The organism is Neorhizobium galegae, from assembly GCF_017877055.1.
GTDB lineage: Bacteria > Pseudomonadota > Alphaproteobacteria > Rhizobiales > Rhizobiaceae > Neorhizobium > Neorhizobium galegae_D.
On sequence record NZ_JAGIPG010000005.1, the window covers coordinates 24181 to 43108 of the forward strand.

The 18928-nt window shown below is 61.9% G+C and carries 17 protein-coding genes; 5 read left to right on the forward strand and 12 right to left on the reverse strand.

Annotation, left to right across the window (positions count from 1 at the left end):
* Window positions 1-14 precede the first annotated feature (14 nt).
* The gene (locus J2857_RS26510) at window positions 15-662 is read right to left on the reverse strand and encodes a hypothetical protein (protein WP_210013085.1); all 648 of its coding nucleotides are present in this window, start codon (window positions 660-662) and stop codon (window positions 15-17) included.
* Between the two features lie 80 nt (window positions 663-742).
* Window positions 743-1009 carry a hypothetical protein gene (locus tag J2857_RS26515; RefSeq protein WP_210013404.1) on the reverse strand — a complete coding sequence of 89 codons (267 nt, stop codon included), beginning with the start codon at window positions 1007-1009 and terminating at the stop codon, window positions 743-745.
* On the opposite strand from J2857_RS26515, the gene mprF reads away from it, so the two are divergent.
* Together mprF and J2857_RS26525 are read left to right on the forward strand one after the other, a co-directional pair.
* Window positions 985-3567, forward strand: coding sequence for a bifunctional lysylphosphatidylglycerol flippase/synthetase MprF (gene mprF / locus J2857_RS26520; protein WP_210013086.1), 2583 nt, complete (start codon window positions 985-987; stop codon window positions 3565-3567). The genes J2857_RS26515 and mprF overlap by 25 nt on opposite strands.
* A complete protein-coding gene (locus tag J2857_RS26525; protein WP_281068652.1) occupies window positions 3564-4934 on the forward strand; it encodes a virulence factor family protein in 1371 nt (456 codons plus the stop codon). Before mprF ends, J2857_RS26525 begins: the two co-directional genes overlap by 4 nt.
* 5 nt (window positions 4935-4939) lie before the next feature.
* Here the strand turns inward: J2857_RS26525 and J2857_RS26530 are convergent, their stop codons facing one another.
* From J2857_RS26530 to J2857_RS26540, 3 genes are all read right to left on the reverse strand, one after another.
* Window positions 4940-5449: a MarR family winged helix-turn-helix transcriptional regulator gene (locus tag J2857_RS26530; RefSeq protein ID WP_210013087.1), complete on the reverse strand. Its 510-nt coding sequence runs from the start codon at window positions 5447-5449 to the stop codon at window positions 4940-4942.
* A 29-nt stretch (window positions 5450-5478) separates the two neighbouring features.
* Window positions 5479-7068 carry a phytoene desaturase family protein gene (locus J2857_RS26535; RefSeq protein ID WP_210013088.1) on the reverse strand — a complete coding sequence of 530 codons (1590 nt, stop codon included), beginning with the start codon at window positions 7066-7068 and terminating at the stop codon, window positions 5479-5481.
* Between the two features lie 64 nt (window positions 7069-7132).
* Window positions 7133-7915 carry a cyclase family protein gene (locus J2857_RS26540; RefSeq protein ID WP_007758445.1) on the reverse strand — a complete coding sequence of 261 codons (783 nt, stop codon included), beginning with the start codon at window positions 7913-7915 and terminating at the stop codon, window positions 7133-7135.
* Window positions 7916-8351: 436 nt separating this feature from the next.
* Here J2857_RS26540 and J2857_RS26545 point away from each other — a divergent pair, with 436 nt between their 5' ends.
* A complete protein-coding gene (locus J2857_RS26545; RefSeq protein WP_210013089.1) occupies window positions 8352-8864 on the forward strand; it encodes a MarR family winged helix-turn-helix transcriptional regulator in 513 nt (170 codons plus the stop codon).
* A 17-nt stretch (window positions 8865-8881) separates the two neighbouring features.
* Here J2857_RS26545 and J2857_RS26550 read toward each other — a convergent pair whose 3' ends face one another.
* Window positions 8882-9556, reverse strand: a complete 675-nt coding sequence (locus tag J2857_RS26550) for an amino acid ABC transporter permease (RefSeq protein ID WP_210013090.1) — start codon at window positions 9554-9556, stop codon at window positions 8882-8884.
* Between the two features lie 79 nt (window positions 9557-9635).
* On the reverse strand, window positions 9636-10433 hold the full coding sequence (locus J2857_RS26555) for an ABC transporter substrate-binding protein (protein WP_210013386.1): 798 nt from the start codon (window positions 10431-10433) through the stop codon (window positions 9636-9638).
* 377 nt (window positions 10434-10810) lie between these two features.
* Between J2857_RS26555 and J2857_RS26560 the strand changes: the two genes are divergently transcribed.
* Complete coding sequence (locus J2857_RS26560) at window positions 10811-11515, forward strand: hypothetical protein (RefSeq protein WP_210013091.1); 705 nt, start codon at window positions 10811-10813, stop codon at window positions 11513-11515.
* A 16-nt stretch (window positions 11516-11531) separates the two neighbouring features.
* On the opposite strand, the gene J2857_RS26565 is transcribed toward J2857_RS26560, so the two are convergent.
* From J2857_RS26565 to J2857_RS26585, 5 genes are all read right to left on the reverse strand, one after another.
* Window positions 11532-12710: an alpha-hydroxy acid oxidase gene (locus J2857_RS26565; protein ID WP_210013092.1), complete on the reverse strand. Its 1179-nt coding sequence runs from the start codon at window positions 12708-12710 to the stop codon at window positions 11532-11534.
* Window positions 12707-14584, reverse strand: a complete 1878-nt coding sequence (locus tag J2857_RS26570; protein ID WP_210013093.1) for a dipeptide ABC transporter ATP-binding protein — start codon at window positions 14582-14584, stop codon at window positions 12707-12709. The genes J2857_RS26565 and J2857_RS26570 overlap by 4 nt, the downstream gene beginning before the upstream one ends.
* A 1-nt stretch (window position 14585) precedes the next feature.
* On the reverse strand, window positions 14586-15461 hold the full coding sequence (locus tag J2857_RS26575) for an ABC transporter permease (RefSeq protein WP_210013094.1): 876 nt from the start codon (window positions 15459-15461) through the stop codon (window positions 14586-14588).
* Window position 15462: 1 nt separating this feature from the next.
* On the reverse strand, window positions 15463-16479 hold the full coding sequence (locus J2857_RS26580) for an ABC transporter permease (protein WP_210013095.1): 1017 nt from the start codon (window positions 16477-16479) through the stop codon (window positions 15463-15465).
* Window positions 16480-16555: 76 nt separating this feature from the next.
* Window positions 16556-18091 carry an ABC transporter substrate-binding protein gene (locus J2857_RS26585; protein ID WP_210013096.1) on the reverse strand — a complete coding sequence of 512 codons (1536 nt, stop codon included), beginning with the start codon at window positions 18089-18091 and terminating at the stop codon, window positions 16556-16558.
* A 402-nt stretch (window positions 18092-18493) separates the two neighbouring features.
* Here J2857_RS26585 and J2857_RS26590 point away from each other — a divergent pair, with 402 nt between their 5' ends.
* On the forward strand, window positions 18494-18922 hold the full coding sequence (locus J2857_RS26590; RefSeq protein WP_210013097.1) for a hypothetical protein: 429 nt from the start codon (window positions 18494-18496) through the stop codon (window positions 18920-18922).
* Window positions 18923-18928 lie beyond the last annotated feature (6 nt).

An 18928-nucleotide genomic window follows, 5' to 3' on the forward strand; every position in this document is an offset into this window, starting at 1 on the left:
GTCTGCGCCTGTATCTATCCTCTGCTTGCGGTCGCAAGCGCCGTGTTGAGGACCTTGCTGCAGAAGTTCAAATTCAGCAAAGGGTTTTGGGATATCGGCGCTCTGGTGGGGTCCTGCCCGCTGATGCAGGCGACCACCAGTGCCGACAGCGTGGCCTGGCGTGGATTGATGGCTCCGCTCGGAGTGGCTATCGGGTTGCCGTCCGAGCCGACGATGGATCGCCCGACCAGAGCGACCAGAAGATTGCCGTATTGGCTGAGGATGATGGAATAGGCATCATGGCCGATAAAGCCGTTGGCATAAGCTTCGCAGGCTCTATAAAGACCGTCGCGAAGGGCCAGCACAGCACCGGCGCGGCCCTCTCCTTCTTCCACACTCTCATCCGTCTCGGCATCCGGGGCGATTTCGGTCGTCGTTCCAGTGGAGCTGGTGATCTTGACAGTCGCTTTTGCGGACTTGTCGAAAGCAACCGTATAATCCGGGCTCGGTTCGCTACAGATAATCGGATAGCCCAGCCTTTTACGTTCGGTGATGAGCCTGAAATTTCCGGTCATGACCAAAGACTTGGTGCCACCGATGTCGGCGTGCTGCACGCTTTCATTCGCGGAGGTGCAACCTACCAACGCCGCCGCGAGTGCGGCAGCCCAGATTTTGCCAAACATGTCCCCAATCCCCACGCGGCAACATCGCCGCCAGCGTCGGCACCTCCACCCTTCCGGGTGACCCCTGGATGCCTCGGATGTTAATGTGCGTTAAGAATTTTTGTTTTGCAATCAAAAGTTACATATTCTTGGAAAGCACTCATTGCCTGCGGCGCCATTTTTAGAGGTGCCTCCTTCGCCTGGCCCGGCCGTATGCAGAGCCCGCTCCAGGCGCTGCCACGTTCCGGTTTTAAGCATACAGACACATTATAGCCGCGATCCCGTTGCTTTTGCTGCGCATCTGACCACAGTAGATGCATAGTTTTCAGCACCGGCAGCACACATGGAATCCACGGATCGTCAGCCAAGTCGCTTTCGAGACATCCTTGAGACGTATCGTCCCTACCTCATCGCTTTGGCGGCGTTGGCGGTGTTCGCGTTCACGACATTTGCCATCTACAACCTCACGACCGAGGTCAGCTATGACGACGTCATCGAGGCGCTCGCCAACACGCGCTGGTCCTCGATCGGCCTTGCGGTGTTCTTCACGGCACTGAGTTTCGCGGCACTGGTCGGATACGATGTGAATGCGATCACCTATATCGGTCGCTCGTTGCCTTTCGCACCTGTGGCGATAACGGCCTTCAGCGCCTATGCGGTCGGCAACACGGCCGGTTTCGGAGCACTCAGCGGCGGGGCGATCCGGTTCCGTGCCTATTCGCGCCTGGGACTTTCGCCGGACGATATCGGTCGCGTCATCGCATTCGTGACGCTTGCCTTCGGCATCGGACTTCTGGCAGTCACAGCGCTTGCATCGCTGGTCACGGCACCGAGGATCGGCGTAATCCTCGACATCGACGGCACATGGGTTCGGGCCGGCGCCATCGTGATCATCATCGTGCTCGCCGCTCTTCTGATCCTCGGGCGAGAGGGACGGACGGTCTCTCTCGGAAGCCTCAGCATCCGCCTGCCGGACAGCCGGACGTCCTCGCAGCAATTCCTGATCACGGCGCTTGATGTCGCCGCTTCAGCCTCCGTTCTCTACGTGCTCCTGCCGCAGACGGAAATCGGCTGGCCGTCCTTCCTGGCGATCTATGCGACCGCCGTCGGCCTCGGTGTCCTCAGCCATGTACCGGCCGGTCTCGGCGTCTTCGAGACGGTGATCGTCGCGGCACTCGGCAATACGGTCAGCCTCGATGAAGTACTCGGCAGTCTCGTTCTTTACCGCGTCATCTATCATGTCCTGCCGCTGCTCATCGCCACGCTAGTGGTGATCGGCGTCGAAATTCGCCAGCTTGCCCATCACCCTATTGCATCGACGCTTCGAAAGCTTGAATTCCGCCTCGCGCCGCCGCTTCTGGCGACCTTCTCGATGATCGCCGGCGCCATGCTGATCTTCTCGAGCGTGACGCCGACGCCGGATTCCGACATCAATTTTCTTGGCAACTACCTGCCGCTGCCGGTGTTCGAAGGTGCGCATTTCCTTTCCAGCATCCTCGGTCTCCTGCTGTTCGTTGCAGCGCGCGGCATTGGACAGCGGCTGGACGGGGCGTGGTGGACCGCCATGGTCTGCACCGCTTTGGCGCTGGTTTTCGCCTTCATGCGGGCCATAGCGCTTTTCGAAGCGACGTTCCTGATCATTCTGCTGGTCAGCCTGTTCCTCAGTGCCAAGCAGTTCAAGCGCCGGGCGTCGCTGTTCGGGCAGGTGCTGACGCCGAGCTGGATCGCCGCCATGTTCATCGTCGTGGTCGCGGCGATCACGGTGCTGCTCTTCGTCTATCGCGAAGTGGATTACAGCCGCGAGCTGTGGTGGCAGTTCGAGTTTTCCGAGGAAGCCCCGCGCGGACTGCGTGCGGTCCTTGGCCTTGCGATTTTTGCGGCGACGATTTCCGTGTTCAGCCTGTTGCGGCCGGCGGCCCGCCGTTCGGCATTGTCCACGGCGGACGATCTCGAGCGGGCAATCCAGCTCGTCATGGCCCAGGACAATGCCGACGCCAACCTCGTCCGGATGGGCGACAAGCGGCTGATGTTCTCCGAGAGCGGCAATGCCTTCATCATGTACGGCATCCAGGGCCGCTCCTGGATCGCGCTTTTCGATCCGGTCGGGCCGCAGGAGGAGACAGCGGATCTCGTCTGGCGTTTCGTCGAGGAAGCCCGAGCTCGAGGCGGCCGCGCCGTGCTCTACCAGATTTCGCCCAGCCTCCTTTCGCATTGCGCCGATGCAGGGCTCAGGGCCTTCAAGCTCGGTGAATTGGCGATCGTCGACCTGTCCAGCTTCGACCTCAAGGGCGGCCGGCTGGCCGGGCTTCGCCAGGCCGTCAACAAGGGTGTGCGCGAGGGGCTGGAGTTTTCGGTCATCGAGCAGCCGGATGTGATGGCACATATCGAAGAACTTCGGCGCGTTTCGGATGCCTGGCTCGAGGATCACAACACGCGCGAGAAGACCTTCTCGCTCGGCGCTTTCCGGGATGACTATGTCAGTGCCCAGCCGGTCGCGGTCCTCAGGAAGGAGGGCCGCGTCGTCGCCTTCGCGACGCTGTCGCTGACCGACACGAAGTATGAAGGCACCGTCGACCTGATGCGCTTCATGCCGGATGCGCCGAAAGGGTCTATGGATTTCCTGTTCGTGAAGATTATGGAATATCTTCGCGATGACGGTTATGCACATTTCAATCTCGGCATGGCGCCGCTTTCCGGCATGTCCACACGCGAGGCAGCACTCGCCTGGGACAGGATCGGCAGCGTTGTTTTCGAGCACGGTGAACGGTTCTACAATTTCAAAGGGCTGAAAGCTTTCAAGTCGAAGTTTCATCCCGCCTGGGAGCCGCGTTATCTGGCTGTGGCAGGGGGCGTTAGCCCCGCCATCGTCATGATGGACGCAACGCTCCTGATCGGCGGCGGCTTGAGGGGAGTGGTTGGTAAATGATGTATCTGCGTTCTCTTGTTATCGTGTTTGCAACGCTGCTGTCGGGCGTCCCGATGGCTGCTGCCCAGGATCAGCAGGATTATCATACCGGCCTGATCCCGCAGCCGCGCATACTCGTGCCGAACAATGGCAGCGAGCTCGAGGGCATCGTCTTCCTGATTTCCGGCGGCCAGGGATGGGGGGCTCGGGAGGATACCGAGGCGCAGAAGCTGCTCGCCGCCGGTTCAGCCGTGGTCGGCATCGATTTCCCCACCTATGTCAAATCGCTTGGCGCCGATGACGGTGAGTGCATCTACATGGTGTCCGATATCGAGGACGTCTCCCAGCAGGTGCAGCGACGGATCGGCAATCCGCAGTATCGCCACCCGATCGTCGCCGGCATCGGCGAGGGCGGTGCGCTGGCGCTTGCGATGATCTCCCAGAGCCCCAACGCGACGATCGAGGAGGCGATTGCGGTCGATCCGCTGGCCGGCATTCCGCTTGCCAAGGAACTCTGCACCCCCGCTTCCAAGCAGAAGGTCGGCGATCGCACGGTCTATGGATTTGACGACGGCGCGCTGCCGGCCGCGGTAACGATCGTTTTCACGCCTTCCGCGGATGCCGCCGGCAAGGCGCATGGTCAGCGCCTGAAGCAGGATCATCCGGAGATCGAGCTGGTCAATTCCGGCGAGGCGCCGGATGTGGCGCTGTCGCAAGTGCTTGCCACCCGCATCGCGGCTGCCGGAAGGACCAACCAGCCGCTCGACCTGCCGTTGAACGTGCTCGACGCGAAACCGGCCATGAACACGATGGCGGTGATCTTTTCCGGCGATGGCGGGTGGCGCGACCTCGACAGCGAGGTGGGCGGCTATCTGCAATCGCAGGGCATTCCGACGATCGGGCTGGATTCGCTGCGCTACTTCTGGTCGGAGCGCACACCACAGGCAACCGCGGACGATCTGGCGAAGATCATCGAACACTATCGCCGGCAATGGGGCGTCCAGAACGTGCTGCTGGTCGGTTATTCGTTCGGCGCGGATGTGCTGCCCGCGACCTACAACCTCTTGCCGGCCGCAGACCGGGCTCGTGTGAAGCAGATCACGCTGCTCGGCCTGTCGCATGAAGTGGACTACGAAATTTCCGTGACCGGCTGGCTTGGCGTCGCCGGCGACGGCAAGGGGGGCGATCCGATGACGGATGTCGTCAAGATCGATCCGAAGATCATCCAGTGTGTCTACGGCACCGACGAGGACGACGATCCCTGCCCGACGCTGAAGGACAAGGGCGTCGAGGTCGTGCGGATCGAAGGCGGGCATCATTTCGACGAGAATTACCAGGCGCTCGGCAAGCGCATCCGCGACAGCCTGCAGACACGGCTGACGAAATAGACCGATCAGATCTCGTGCTTGCGGATGTTGAGGAGGATCTTGTGGAGCGTGCCGGTGAAGGCCCGGTATTCCTCCTCATCGATGCCGTCGAACATTCTGAGGAGTGAATCATACATGGTCGGCCAGAAGCGCCCGAAGGCCGTGCGGCCTTCCTCGGTGATCGTCACGTCGCGAATGCGCATGTCATCGGCGCGCGGCGTGCGGCGGATGTAGCCCTGGTCTTCGAGGGAATCGAGTGTGCGGCTCATGGTCGACTGTTCGATGACGGCGAAGACGGAAAGCTCGTTGATGGTAAGCGAAGCGGAGACGCTGAGGACCGCGAGCGTGCGCATCTTGGCGGTCGACAGGTCGTATTCGCGCAGCTCCTCCGCCATGTTGGAGTTCCAGCGGGAGATGATGCGGTTCATCAGGTAGGGTGCGAAATGGTTGAGGCCGATTTCGCCCATGGTCGGCCGACTTTCGGGATCGCCCTCCTGATGCCAGCGCAGCACCACGCCTGAAAACCGTTCTGCCATGAAATCCATGTCTCCTAGGCCACGTCGTTTCAACGCAACGACGATGCGAGCAGAAAGCCGGAGCCGCCGGCAAGCCCCGGTCCTGGATGGGTCGAGGCGCCGATATGATATAGGCCCGGTACGTGGGTGCGGTGGTTAACAGACGACTTGAAGGGCCGCCAGAGAAAAAACTGGTCGAGCCCGCAGAAGCCGCCATAGGGATCGCCGCCGACGAGGTTCATGTTCATCGCTTCGAGATCGGCCGGCGAGTAAGCGCGGCGGGCGAGCTTGATCTCGGCGAAGTTTTCGATGTGGCGGGAAAGCAGCGCCTCGATGCGGTCGGCATAAAGTTCGCGCAGCTCATCGGTCCAGCGGCCGTCGGCGGGTATGGCGATCTCACCCGCTGCATCGCCCTTGATAAAGCGCGGTGCTTCTGGGAGCTGCAGCCAGAGGATGGATTTGCCCTCCGGCGCGCGCGAAGGATCGAAGCTGGCCGGCTGGCCGACGCAGACGGTCGGCTCTGCGGGCAGCAGGCCGCGTTCGCATTCGTTGGTGGCACGGGAAACACCGTCCAGGCCGGGTGCCAGGTGCAGAAGCGCCACCTTGGCGAGGTCCGGATTGCCCTTCCAGCGCGGCTGGGCTGAGAGAGCGTAATGGATCTGCATATTGCCCTTGCCGTAGCGGTAACGAGCAACGCTTTCACGGATTTCGGTGGGTGCCGGTTGCGGCCAGTCCGTCAGCAGCCGGTCGTAGATCTGGTTCGGCGTCGTGGAGCAGACGACGCCGGACGTGGCGTTGAGCGTCTCGCCACTCGCCAGCCGCACGCCGGCAGCCTTGTTGCCCGGGCCGGCAAGGATGCGTTCGACATCCGCACCGGTGCGGATCGCGCCGCCCTGATCTGCGATCAGCCGTTCGAACGCCCTGACAAGGTTGGCCGCCCCGCCCTTGACGATCGGGCAGCCGGCAAGTTCGATCGCAAAACCGATGACTTTAAGCATTTCGGCCGAATAGGCGCTTTCCGGCGCCAGACCGCAATGCAGGACCCAGGGCGCCCAGAAGGCGTGGGCGGCTTCGGACTTGTAGGTGGTTTCCAGATAACCGCGCGCCGGCGTCAGCGCATCGCCGAACCAGGCGGCAAGCTTGCGCAGGCCCTTGCCCCAGCCCTGTTTGGCGACCGTCTTCAGCGTCGTGCCGGACCAGAGCGCGCCACCGAGAAGTGAAAACAGGAAGGCGGCGTCGGCGCCGAGCGCATTCATTTGCCTGTCGAACGTCTTGCCGTCACCGGCTGCGAGCGCTTCGAAGGTGGCGATATTGCGCTGGCGATCCTTAGAGAGGATGACGGAGGAGCCGTCCGGGCGCAGCACGCCGGTCGGCAGGTCCGCATGCGCGAATTCAAGGCCGCGGGCTTCGAGATCCTTGCCGAGCGCGCCGTAGGCGGGCGAGGTGAGGAACAGCACCATGGTGGTGGCCATCACGTCGTGGGTAAAGCCCGGCGCGGTAATTTCTTCCGTGCGCAGGCAGCCGCCTATGCGGTCGTTGCGCTCTAGGACGAGAACTTTCTTGCCCTTCTTGCCGAGCATGGCGGCGGCGACCAGCGCGTTGATACCGCTGCCGACGATGATGTAGTCGAAATCCGCCATGCCGCCCGTCTTTCTGCTGGATACAGAAAGGGCCGGAACCTTCCGGTCCGGCCCTTCGATTGGATCAGGCGATCAGCGCCAGCGCGCGGACCGGCGAGCCAGTGCCCTTGACGAGCTTCAGCGGTGCGGCGATCAGCACGGCGCCCTTCGGCGGCAGCTGGTCGAGGTTCGACAGCGATGCGAGGCCGTATTTGCCGGCACCGTGCATGAGGTTATGGGCCGGGAAGGGCGGGTTCATACCGCCGGCCGAGCCGGCGTCGGTGCCGATGGTTTCCTGGCCCCAGCCGATAATGTCTTTCGAAATCAGGTACTGGATGGCTTCGGCGGTCGGGCCTGGAGAGTGCGGACCGTTCTCGTCCGCATTCAGGAAGGTTTCGGTGGAGCCGTTGCGCTTGTACCAGTCGGAGCGCATCAGCACCCAGCTGCCGGCTTCGATCGCGCCATGCTCGGCTTCCCACTCCTTGATGCTGTCGACGGTCAGCAGGTAGTCCGGGTTTTCCGCGGCTTCCTTGGACCGGTCGATGACATTGACCGGAGCCACGAAATTCTGCGGCGGGATGGTGTCGGTCGTGTTGTTCGGTTTGTCCTTGCCGGTGATCCAATGACAGGGCGCATCGAAATGGGTACCGGTGTGCTCGCCGAGCTCCAGCCAGTTCCAGGCCCAGAACGGACCATCCTCGTTGTATTCCGAGATCGTGTGGACGGCGACCTTGGGGGTGTTCTTGCCGAATTGCGGCGGCAGGTAGAGAACGGGAGTATCCGGCCCAAGCGGCGCCGTCAGGTCGACGACCTTGACCGAGCCGGAGAGAAGAGCGGAAGCGAGACTGGTGAGTGTACTGGAAGACATGGTGCCGGGTTCCCCTTGAATGACCGGTTTCGTGAGCCGGGCAGCAGCCGGTTTTCCTCTCCGGGTGCCGCTAACCGATGATGGAGCCTATTGCAGAAAATATGAGGATGCAAGCAATCGGGCTGGGCTGTATCGCGCAAATTTAAGTTGGTGGGATGCCGATAAAAAACGGGCATTTCACCGGCAGTCGCCTGTTTCCGACTCGATTGAGGACGAGCGCGACCGGTGGTCCACTTGCCGATATCCCGCCCGTCCTTGCCGCCCTCTTCGGAGAATATATGCATATGGATGAATCATGGGAACGAGTGAGGGCGGCTTTTGACACGGCGGCGGGCGGCCATAACGACCCTGCGAGCGGCATCGATCAGGTGGCGACCTTTGACATTTCAAATATCTGCTTCTAGACGGTGCATCGGTTGCAGGGATAACATTCGGAATGGCAGAAGCGGAAGCGATCGATATCGATCTGGAGATCATCGTCCAGGGCGCCCACGGGCGATCGAAGCCCGAGCTGCGCCTGTGGCTGCGGATGCTGTCCACGACCAAGCTGATCAGCCAGGAAATCCGCCGCCGCCTGCGCGCCGAATTCGGCGCGACGCTGCCGCAGTTCGACCTGATGGCGCAGCTCTATCGGGAAAAGGACGGGCTGCGGCTTGGCGAGCTTTCCAAGCGCACCATGGTCACCAACGGCAATGTCACCGGGCTCGTCGAAAGGCTGGAGGCGGACGGCTATGTCCAGCGGGTGACGCCGGACGGCGATCGGCGCGTGACGGTCGCAAAACTCACCGAGGCGGGTGTGATACTGTTTGCTGCGATGGCCGCGGCGCACGAAGGCTGGCTGCAGGACATGATGGCGGATATCGACCCTCATGCGGTTACGGCGCTCTGGTCGGAGATAGGCACGGTCAAGACCTCCGCCAACAACCATCTCGCCGCCGCCTTCGAATAGGCTCGCCGCCTCCGGCATCAGCGCTTCTTTTCCTTGTTGAACCTCTGTTCGAGAAGATTGACCAGCCGCACCATCGGCCAGAGGAAAGCGATGTAGATCAGCGCAGCTCCGATCAGCGGCGTCGGGTTGGCATAAAGCGCCTGGGCGTCCGTCGCTTCCTTGAGGAGTTCCGGCAGCGCGACCGTGGAGGCAAGCGACGTATCCTTGAACATCGAGACACAGTTGTTGGTCATCGGCGGAATGACGATGCGGACTGCCTGTGGCAGCACGACCTTGCGCAGCGTGACGAAGAAGGGCAGGCCGAGAGCCGCGGCCGCCTCGAACTGGCCGCGCGGGATGCCCTCGATGCCGGAACGGAAGATCTCCGCGGAATAGGCGGCCATGACGATCGAGAAGGCAAGGCCCGCGGACGTCCAGGAGGACAGGCGGATGCCGACGAACGGCAGCGCGTAGTAGATGAGGATCAGCACCACCAGCATCGGCGCCGCACGAAAGATGTCGATGTAAAACACAGTCAGATAACGCACCGGCTTCGGCCCGTAGAGGCGCAGAAGCGCTATCACCAGGCCGATGGGAATGCCGATGCCGATGCCCGCCACACCGAGCAGGAAGGTGTTGATCAGTCCGCGCAGCAGCGCCGGAAACGCGTCGCCGAGAACCCCGAGGTTGAAGAATGTATCGAGGAGGGTCATTTCCTGGTGCCTCTAAGCTCACGAAAAAGCCGGCCGTCGCCGGCCGGCATGATTGGGGGGCGTGCGATCGGTAGCCGGCTCAGGGCTTAGGCAGCGGCTGTTCGACTGCGGATGCGGAACCGGCGGCCGGATCCGAGCCGAACCACTTCTTGTGAATCGCGGCCAGCGTGCCGTCCTTTTTCATGGCGGTGATCGCATCGTTCGCCTTGGCAAGCAGCGGATGGTCCTTGGTCATCATCAAGCCGTACTGTTCGCCGGTCTTGATGCGCACCTTGACGGCAAGGTCCTTCATCTTGAGGAAGGCATATTCCATGCCCGGAACGTCGCTGACGGCGACGTCGGCGCGGCCGGCGGAGAGATCCATCAGCAGATCCTGCTGAGCATTGTAGCTCTTGATGTCGCTGATGCCGTATTTTTCCTTGTTGTCCTTGGCCCACTTGTCGCCGGTGGAGCCCGCCAGCACGCCGACGACCTTGCCCTTCAGGTCCTCGACCTTGGAAACGGTCGCTTCCTTGCGAGTGGCGATGCCCATGTCGGCGTCATAATAGGCTTGCGTGAAGGACTGGCTGCCGAGACGTTCCTTGGTGATGGTGATCGAGGAGATCGCCACATCGATGCGCTTGGAGGAGGTGGCGGCGAACAGCGCCTGGAAACCGAGGTCGGAAATCTCGACCGTCATGCCGAGGCGTTTTGCCACTTCATTGACGATGTCGACCTCGAAACCTTCGAACGTGCCGGTGGCCGTCTTGTATTCGAAGGGCGGATTGCTCGGATAGGAGCCGACGGCAAGCGCCGCGGCGGAGGCCAAACCGGCGCTTGCGACGGACAGCGCGGCGGCACCCGCGAGTCTCAGAAAGGCGCGGCGGAAAAGGCTCATGGTCATGATTGCGTTCCCTCTGTTCTGGCGACCGGCGGGTGTTTTTCCCTGCCGGATCGGATGTGAATTCTTCTTGATGGTTGGCAGATGGAGCGACGTGACGCGAGCCCTCTCCCAAGAGCGATCCGGTGGCGTCTCATATCCTCTTTCAACGCGCATGGGAGCGGATCGTGATCGAAAATCCGGCAAGATTCAAGCGGAAAGATTGAAGCTTAAATCATGTCGTGGCGGTTCGTTTTTGGTCAGCAAACGGGGCAAAAAATAGTTTAGGTATAAACTTGTTTTTCGCCGACGGCGGTTCGATAGTGGGTCATGACCGGGGAACAGAGGCCGCCGGCAATCGTTGCGGTCCCATCATAGAAGCAGGAAACCAAGCCATGCGTTTTGCCTATTTCGCCTTTTTCGAAAACACCGATGGCAGCGAGCTCGCCGTGAGCAAGGCGGATGTCGAGACCGTTGCCGAGATCGTCAAGCTGACCCCCGGGCTGACCGCGGCCAATCTCTACACGCCTGAAGTCACCAAGGACATGTACAACAAGGACGAGCAATCGCCGATCTTCGGCATGCAGCTCTATTTCAACGACCTGACCGATCTGGAAGACGCCATGGCGCCAGCCGGCCACCTGCATCAGCTCGCGGCCTCCGGCGTGCTTTCGAGCATCCGCGGCGCCAAGGGCACGCAACAGGCCATGTATGCGCGGCATTTTCCGGTCGACGATGCCAGGCTCGATATGGAAAAGAACGGCAATCCCTGTTCCTACGTGGTGCACTATACCGGTCCGGCGGAGGACCTGAACGTCTGGATGCACCATTATGTCAGCCATCATCCACAGGTGATGCGAACCTTCCCGGGGATCCGCAAGATCGAGGTCCTGTCGCGGATCGACTGGTGCGGGTTCCTGCCGTGGGAGCGGGTCAACCACATGCAGCGCAACCGGGTGATGTTCGACAGCCCGGCAGCTCTTCAGGCAGCGCTGCAGTCGCCGGCGCGCATCGCCATGCGCGAGGACTTCAAGACCTTCCCGCCTTTCGAAGGCGGCAATTCGCATTTTCCGATGGAAACCAAGATCATCGTCCCCTGAAGGACGATGAGGCCGTTTAGAGCTTGATATGGTCGCGGTCGAGATCCGCGACCGAGCGGCAGCCGAGAAGTGCCATGGTGCGGCGGGTTTCTTCTTCGAGGATGGTAATGGCGCGAGCCGCACCCGCCTCGCCGCCGGCCGCAAGTCCGTAGAGCGTGGCGCGGCCGGTCATGACCGCATCGGCGCCGAGCGCCAGGGCCTTGACGATATCCGTGCCGCGGCGGAAGCCACTATCGGCGAGAATGGTGATCCTGCCTTTCAGCTTGCCGGCGATCTTCGGCAGGATGGTGATCGGCGACGGTGCGCCGTCGAGCTGGCGTCCGCCGTGATTGCTGATGACGATGCCGTCAGCTCCCGCATCGACGGCCAGTTCCGCATCGCGCAATGTCATGACGCCCTTGACGATCAGCGGACGCTTCCAGATTTTCCGCAGGTGGCGGATGTGGCTCCAGTGAAGGTCCGGCTCCACCTGCTCGCGCGACCAGATGGCCGTGCGGGCGAAGGTCTGCTGATCCGCGGGGAGGAAATCGAGCAGATTGCCGAAGGGCGGAATACCGCGGGCCATGACCGAGAGTGCCCAGCGCGGATGGCAGAGGATATCCAGCTTGTGGCGGAGGGTCGGGTCCATGCCGGAGCGGTAATTGCGGCGGTCCCATTCGCGGTTGCCGAATGTCGCCGCGTCGGTCGTCACCATCAGCGCCTGACAGCCGGCTTTTTCAGCGCGGCCGACCAGTTCGTCCATGAAGGTCTGGGAGCGAAAGACGTAGAGCTGCATCCAGTGGTTCAGATCGGGGATGTTGGAAAGCTCCTCGATCCGCATGTTGGAGACGGTGCTTTGGGTGAAGATGACTCCAGCCTTGGCGGCTGCTTCAGCCAGCAGCCGATCCCCCCGATACTGGAAGAGGCCGTTGAAGCCCGTCGGCGCGATGATGAAGGGCAGCCGCATCTTGCGGCCGAAGATCGTGGTCGAAAGATCGGGCACCCCGACGCCGGTCAGCGTCGAGGGACGGAACTCGATTTCCGAAAAGACTTCGCGGTTGCGGCGAAGCGTCCATTCATCCTCGGCGCCGCCTTCGAGATATTCCAAGACGAAGGCCGGCAGGCGGCTGCGTGCCATCGCCTGGAGGTCGGCGATCGTGACGGCGCGGCCGACATCCCTGCCGCTATAGTATCTCCGTCCGGCGATCGCCATCATTCGACCTGATAGCCGGCTTCCGCCAATACCGGCGACCATTCGGCGTTGACGTCATCCGGCGGCACGGCGGCGAGCAGGCTGCGGGTATAGGCATGCTGCGGATCGGCGAAGACGGTTTCCGTCCGCCCGGATTCTACCACCTCGCCGCGATACATGACCATTACCCGGTCGCAGAGATAACGGACGACGGAAAGGTCGTGGCTGATGAACAGCATCGAGAAGCCATGCTCATCGCGGAGTTTCAGCAGAAGGTCGAGAAGCTGCGCCTGCACCGAGACGTCGAGGCCGGAGACGATCTCGTCGGCGACGAGGATGCGCGGGAGGGTGCAAAGCGCACGGGCGATGTTGACACGCTGCTTCTGGCCGCCTGAAAGCTGCGAAGGGAACCGCATCGCCGCATCCGGCGGCAGGCCGATTTCCTTCAAGAGTTCGGCGGCGCGGTCCATGCGTTCGCGGGTGCTGTTGTGCAGCCCGCTTGCCTCGTTCGCCTGGGTGACGATGCTGCCGATCCGCCGCCGCGGGTTGAGCGCCGATTGCGGGTCCTGAAAGACCATCTGGATGTATTCGCGGCGATAGGCCTTTTCAGCATTGCCGTTGCCAGTAACGTCGCGGCCGGCCAGCGTGATCCTGCCGTCGGTCGGGGTGTCGAGTCCGACGACGAGCCGGGCGAGAGAGCTCTTGCCGCTGCCGCTTTCGCCGACGATGCCGACGAACTCACCCTCGCCGAGTGAAAAATCGACGCTGTTGACCGCCTTGAAGCTGCTGCGCTTGGCGAACGGGCTCCAGGCGGTGGTATAGGCCTTCGTGAGTTTCTCGCCGTTGAGATGGATTTTGGCCGATGCGATCTCGCGGCCAGGCGCCATCGGCGGCGGCACGATGTCCGGCGTCTTCTCGGTGCGGATGCAGGCGGCGATATGGTTCGGGCCGATATCTGCAAGCGGCGGTTCGGCCTGGGTGCAGGCCTCGATCGCGTTCGGACAGCGGGAGGCGAAGCGGCAGCCCTTCAGCTCCTTCAATACGCGCAGGCCCGGCATGCGTTCCGGCAGGATGAAGAGGCCGCGGCGCGGACCCGATATGTTCGGGTTGGCGAGCTGCAGGCACCGCGTGTAGGGATGCGCCGGGGACGAGAAAAGCTGCTTTGCCGGGCCGCGCTCGGCCGGCCGGCCGGCGTAGAGCACCATGATCTCGTCGCTGATCTGGGATGCGAGGCGCAGGTCGTGGGTGATGAAGATCACCGCCGTCCCATCGCGCTTCTGCATCTCGGCGATCAGCTTGACGATGCGAGCCTGGATGGTGACGTCGAGCGCGGTGGTCGGTTCGTCGGCGATCAAGAGGCGCGGGCGACTGGCAAAGGCCATGGCGATCAGGATGCGCTGGCACATGCCGCCGGAAAGCTGGTGCGGGTATTTTTCCAGCAGCGCCGCGCCATGCGGCAGATGTACGGATTCGAACTCCTTCAGCGCCCGCTCGCGCCAGTTCTCACCGGGGGCAAGGCCGATCCGCAGAAGGTGTTCCTTGATCTGCTGGCCGACCGTCAAGACCGGGTTGAGGCCGGAAAGCGGCTCCTGCGGGATGAAGGCGATATCGCGGCCGAGCAGGTTGCGGCGGCGTTCGGGCAGCATGCTCACCAGGTCCTCGCCATCGAAGGCGAGCGTGCCCTTGGTGACCGCAAAACCCTTCGGCAGGTATTGTGAGATGGTACGGCCGATCATCGACTTGCCGGCACCGGATTCGCCGACCAGGCCCAGGATCTTGCCGGGCTCCAGCGAGAAGTTGAGGTCGGTGAGCACCGGGAAGCTTTCCTTGGCTCCTACCGATTCGACGCAGAGGTTCTGCGCGGAAAGAATGGGATTTCTGGTTGGGAGAATGGCCATGTCAGGTGCGCTCCGTCTGGGTCAGGCGCGTGTCGAGGGTGCGGCGCAGGCCGTCGCCCAGGATATTGAAGCCGAAGACCGCGAAGAAGATCGCGAAGATCGGGGCGATCAGGTTGAACGGCGCCTCGTAGATGTTCTGGCGCGCATCGGCGATCATCTGGCCCCAGGCGGCCGTTTCAGAGCCGACGCTCATGCCGACGAAGGAGAGGATCGCCTCGACGATGATGGCGACGCCCATTTCGAGGCTCATCAGCGTGATGAGCAGCGGCAGCGTGCCGGGCAGGATTTCGCGGGTGATGGTGCGCCAGTGGGAAAAGCCGATGAGTTGCGCGGCAGAGACGTAGTCTCGTCGGCGCAGGACGATCACTTCGCTTCGCAGCACGCGACAGAAGCGGGTCCAGTCGACCAGGACGATGGCAAGCACGACGTTGCGCAGCCCGGTGCCCAGGCCGACCATCAGGATCAGGGATAGAATGACCGGAGGGAAGGAGAGCCAGATCTCGACGATGCGGCCGATCACCCAATCGACCCAGCCACCGAAATAACCAGCGACGTGGGCGAAGAAGGCGCCGATGATCATCGCGCCGATCGAGGCGGTAAACGCCACGGTGAGCGCCACGCGGGCGCCGAAGATCAGGCGGGAGAGAACGCAGCGGCCGAGGCTGTCGGTCCCGAGCGGAAACATCGCATCGCCGCCATCGGCCCAGACGGGCGGGGTGAGGATTGACAGCAGGTTCTGTTCGTTCGGATCGTTGGGCGCCAGATAGGGCGCGAAGATCGCGCAGACGGCGAGGATGAAGATGATCACCAGGCCTGTCTGGACGCGGCCGGATTTCAGCCAGAGCGGAACCGGTCGCCCTTTAGCGTGCTGTTGCATGTCAGCGCACCCTCAGTTTCGGGTTGAGGATCAGGTAGAGACTGTCGACCACGATGCTGATCACCAGAACGGCGACGCAATAGGTGAGCCCAGCACCCTGGATGATCGGCAGGTCCGCGTTGCGGATCGCGTCGACCATCAGGTTGCCCATGCCCGGGTAGGAATAGATGATCTCGACCAGCAGCGTGCCGCCGAACAGGAAGCCGAACTGCACGCCCATCAGGCTGAGCGTCGGCAGGATGGCGTTCTTCAGGCCGTGGCGGATGAGGATGCGCTTTTCGGACAGGCCGCGCAGGCGCGCCTGCTGGATGTAGTCGTCCTGATAGGCATCAAGCAGGCTCGAGCGCAGCACGCGCATCAGCGATGGCGAAAGTGCGATGCCGAGCGCGAGGCACGGCAGGATCATGTGTTGGAGGGCGTTAAGGAAGGTCGAGATCTTGCCGGTGATCAGGCTGTCGAGCAGCAGGAAACCGGTGACGACCGGGCGCTCGAAGCCAGGGCTCAGCCGCCCGGTGAAGGGCAGGACTTCGAAAAAGACCCCAAAGATCAGCAGCAGGAACAGGCTCCAAAGAAATTCGGGAAGCGAGAGCAGCAGGATGGAGACGAAATCCATCACCGCTTCGGCGCGAGTGCCGCGGACATAAAAGAGGAAGAGGCCGCCCGCGAGGCCGAAGACGGTGGCAACCATCATGGCGATGACGGCAAGCTCGATGGTGGCGGGCAGGGTTGAGCCGATCAGGCTGGTCACATCCTGGCGGAAATGGATGGAGCGGCCGATATCGCCGTGGAAGAGCTTGTTCAGCCAGATGCCGTATTGCTGGTAGAGCGGCAGGTTGAGCCCCATTTCCGTGCGCATGGCCTCGACTTCCTGGACCGTCGCATTGGGTGGCAGGGACATTGCAGCGGGATCGACCGGCAGAATGCGGAGGATGCAGAAGAGAAGCGCAGAAACAAGCAGCAGGATCGGTATCGCGGTGAGCACACGCTTTACCAAGAGCTTGGCAATGGTCGCAATCATGCGCATGCCCCGTATGACGATGTGAAAGAATGGGTCCGGGCGTACCCGGACCCCTGGATGGCGACGTCAGCCGGTATCAGGACCAGGACATGGTGCTGCCCAGGACCCAGGCATTGCCGTACTTGACGTAGTTGAGGCTCTTCTTTTTGACCAGCGTCTGAACGCTCTGCAGGATCGGAATATTGGCGCCCGTTTCGACGGCCTCCTGCGCGACGGCCTTATAGCCGGCGATGCGTTTCTCGTAGACCGGCTCGACAAAGAGTTTCAGGATCTTGTCGCCAATTTCCGGACCCTTCCACGCACCGAACGGCATCTTCGGGTTCATCAGGTAGCCGGAGAAGATTTCCGGGTCGCCGGTGGCATTGTCGAAGCTGTAAAGCGTTGCTTCCGGCAATTGGCCGCCGCGGTTCAGTTCGAAATACTTGGAATATTCGATCTGCTGCAACTCGACCTTCAGGCCGACCTTCTGCCACATCTGCACCAGCGCCCTGGCGATATCGAAATCGCTCGGGAACTGGCCGTTGGTGGCGGCAAGCGTAAAGGTCGCCGGCTTGTCCGCCGTGTAACCCGCATCCGCCAAGAGCTTCTTCGACAATTCCGGATCGTAGGCGAACTTATAGTCGGGCAGGTAGCCGGGCGTGCCGGGCGTGGCCGGGACCGAAAGCGGCACGGCCGCGCCGCCGTAGAAGGCCTTGGAGAGCGCTGCCTTGTCGATCGCGTGATGGGCTGCAAGGCGGACGGCCATGTCCGTGAAGCCCTTGTCGTTGCGCATCTGCAGGAGGATCAGGCGGGTGAACGGGTTGATCTCGGCCGTCAGGCCTTCCGTCTTGCCGAGGCGCTCGGCTTCACGGACCGGGATGTTGACGGTGAGGTCCACCTGGCCGGACTGGATGGCGGCCGTACGGGCCGACGGATCCTTGATGATGTCGATGGTGACGCGCTTGATCTTCGGCTTGGTGCCGAAATAATCGTCGTTGCGCTCCAGCACGATGCGGGAATTCATCTGGTAATCGACCAGTTTATAGGGGCCGGTGCCGACCGGCTTCTTGGCGAACTCTTCCGGGCCGACGGATTCGATATACTTCTTCGGCACGAGATAGCTGCCGAGAAAAGCCAGCCATTGCGGCGCGGTCGGGGTCGGGGCGGAGAATTTCATCACGCCCGATGTCGGCGACAGGATCTCGATGTCGGTGAGCGTGCGCCAGGAATTGGCGATGTCGAGCTTCAGGCCGGACTTGATGCGGTCGACGAAGGTATATTTGAAATCCTCCATCGTCATCGGATCGCCGTTGTGGAACTTCACGTCGCTGCGGATCTCGAAGGGCATCGAAAGGCCATCCGGCTTCAGTTCCCACTTGGTGATGAGATTGCCGATGAGCTTCAGGTCCGGCGACTGATCGAGCGGCTGGTCGAAAACCATCTTGAAGAGCGGCTGCGCATCCGGAACGAAACGCAGGTTCGGGTCCCAGGACGGCACGTCGGACGGCCAGCCGATGGTGACGTTGTCAGTATCTGCAGCGAAGGCGATTGTGGCCTGCGAGAGCACGGAGCCGCTGACCGCGGCAAGGCCGAGCATCTGCAGGAGATTTCTGCGGTCGATTTCAAAAGTCATGACGATCCCTCTGGTTCTGCCCGTCGATCGCGGCCGACGGACCTGCGGCGGTTGGTGAACGCAAGCCTGCAATCCTGCCAGGGGCTTCGATTTTTCTTTTGACCCGCTTTTCGCGGTTGTCCCCTTAACAATTGAGGGGATCGTAGAACGAGGTATAAATTACTTCAAGCCTAAAATTTCCGATCGTGAGAAATTGAGAATCCCGTCGACTTCTGCGTGTAGAGGGCCGGAAATGCTGGGCTTTTGTCAGCCCCCAGGTTGAGAACCCGATGGGCGGGGATCACCAAAGGGGCCACCAAAAGCCGGCCTCGTAAAAATCCGTTGACGTCCTTTCCAATTATTTTATGCTTAAAATGCCTTTTAGGGAAATGACGCCTCAACGCGACTGAAAGAGGGACGCTCATGATCGATCCGCATTGTCATTCCAGCAGCATCATGGTGGAGCGCCCGGCGGCGGTCGCCTTTGAACTCATGTCGGACGGGCTGAAACAGGGGCAGTGGGCCTGGGGCAGCCTCAATCGCACCGAGGTCGAGCCCGGCCTCTTCTGCGGCACTTCGACCTTTACCGGAAAACAGACATTCGTGCGGCTCAATGTCGACCGTGCGCGTTTCCAGGTCGATTACGAAGTCGGCGCGGCCAAGGAAACCATGCAATTCCGCAATATGTCTCGCGTCATTCCGGGCGAACTCCTGCGCATGGGGCCGGACAAGTGCGTGGTGACGTTGCTGACCTGGCGGCTGGAGACGCAGACGGATGCGGAATGGATCCAGTTCGGCACGATCCACGAGGCCGAGATGTTCCTGATCAAGGGCATCCTGGAACGGGCATAAGGATAG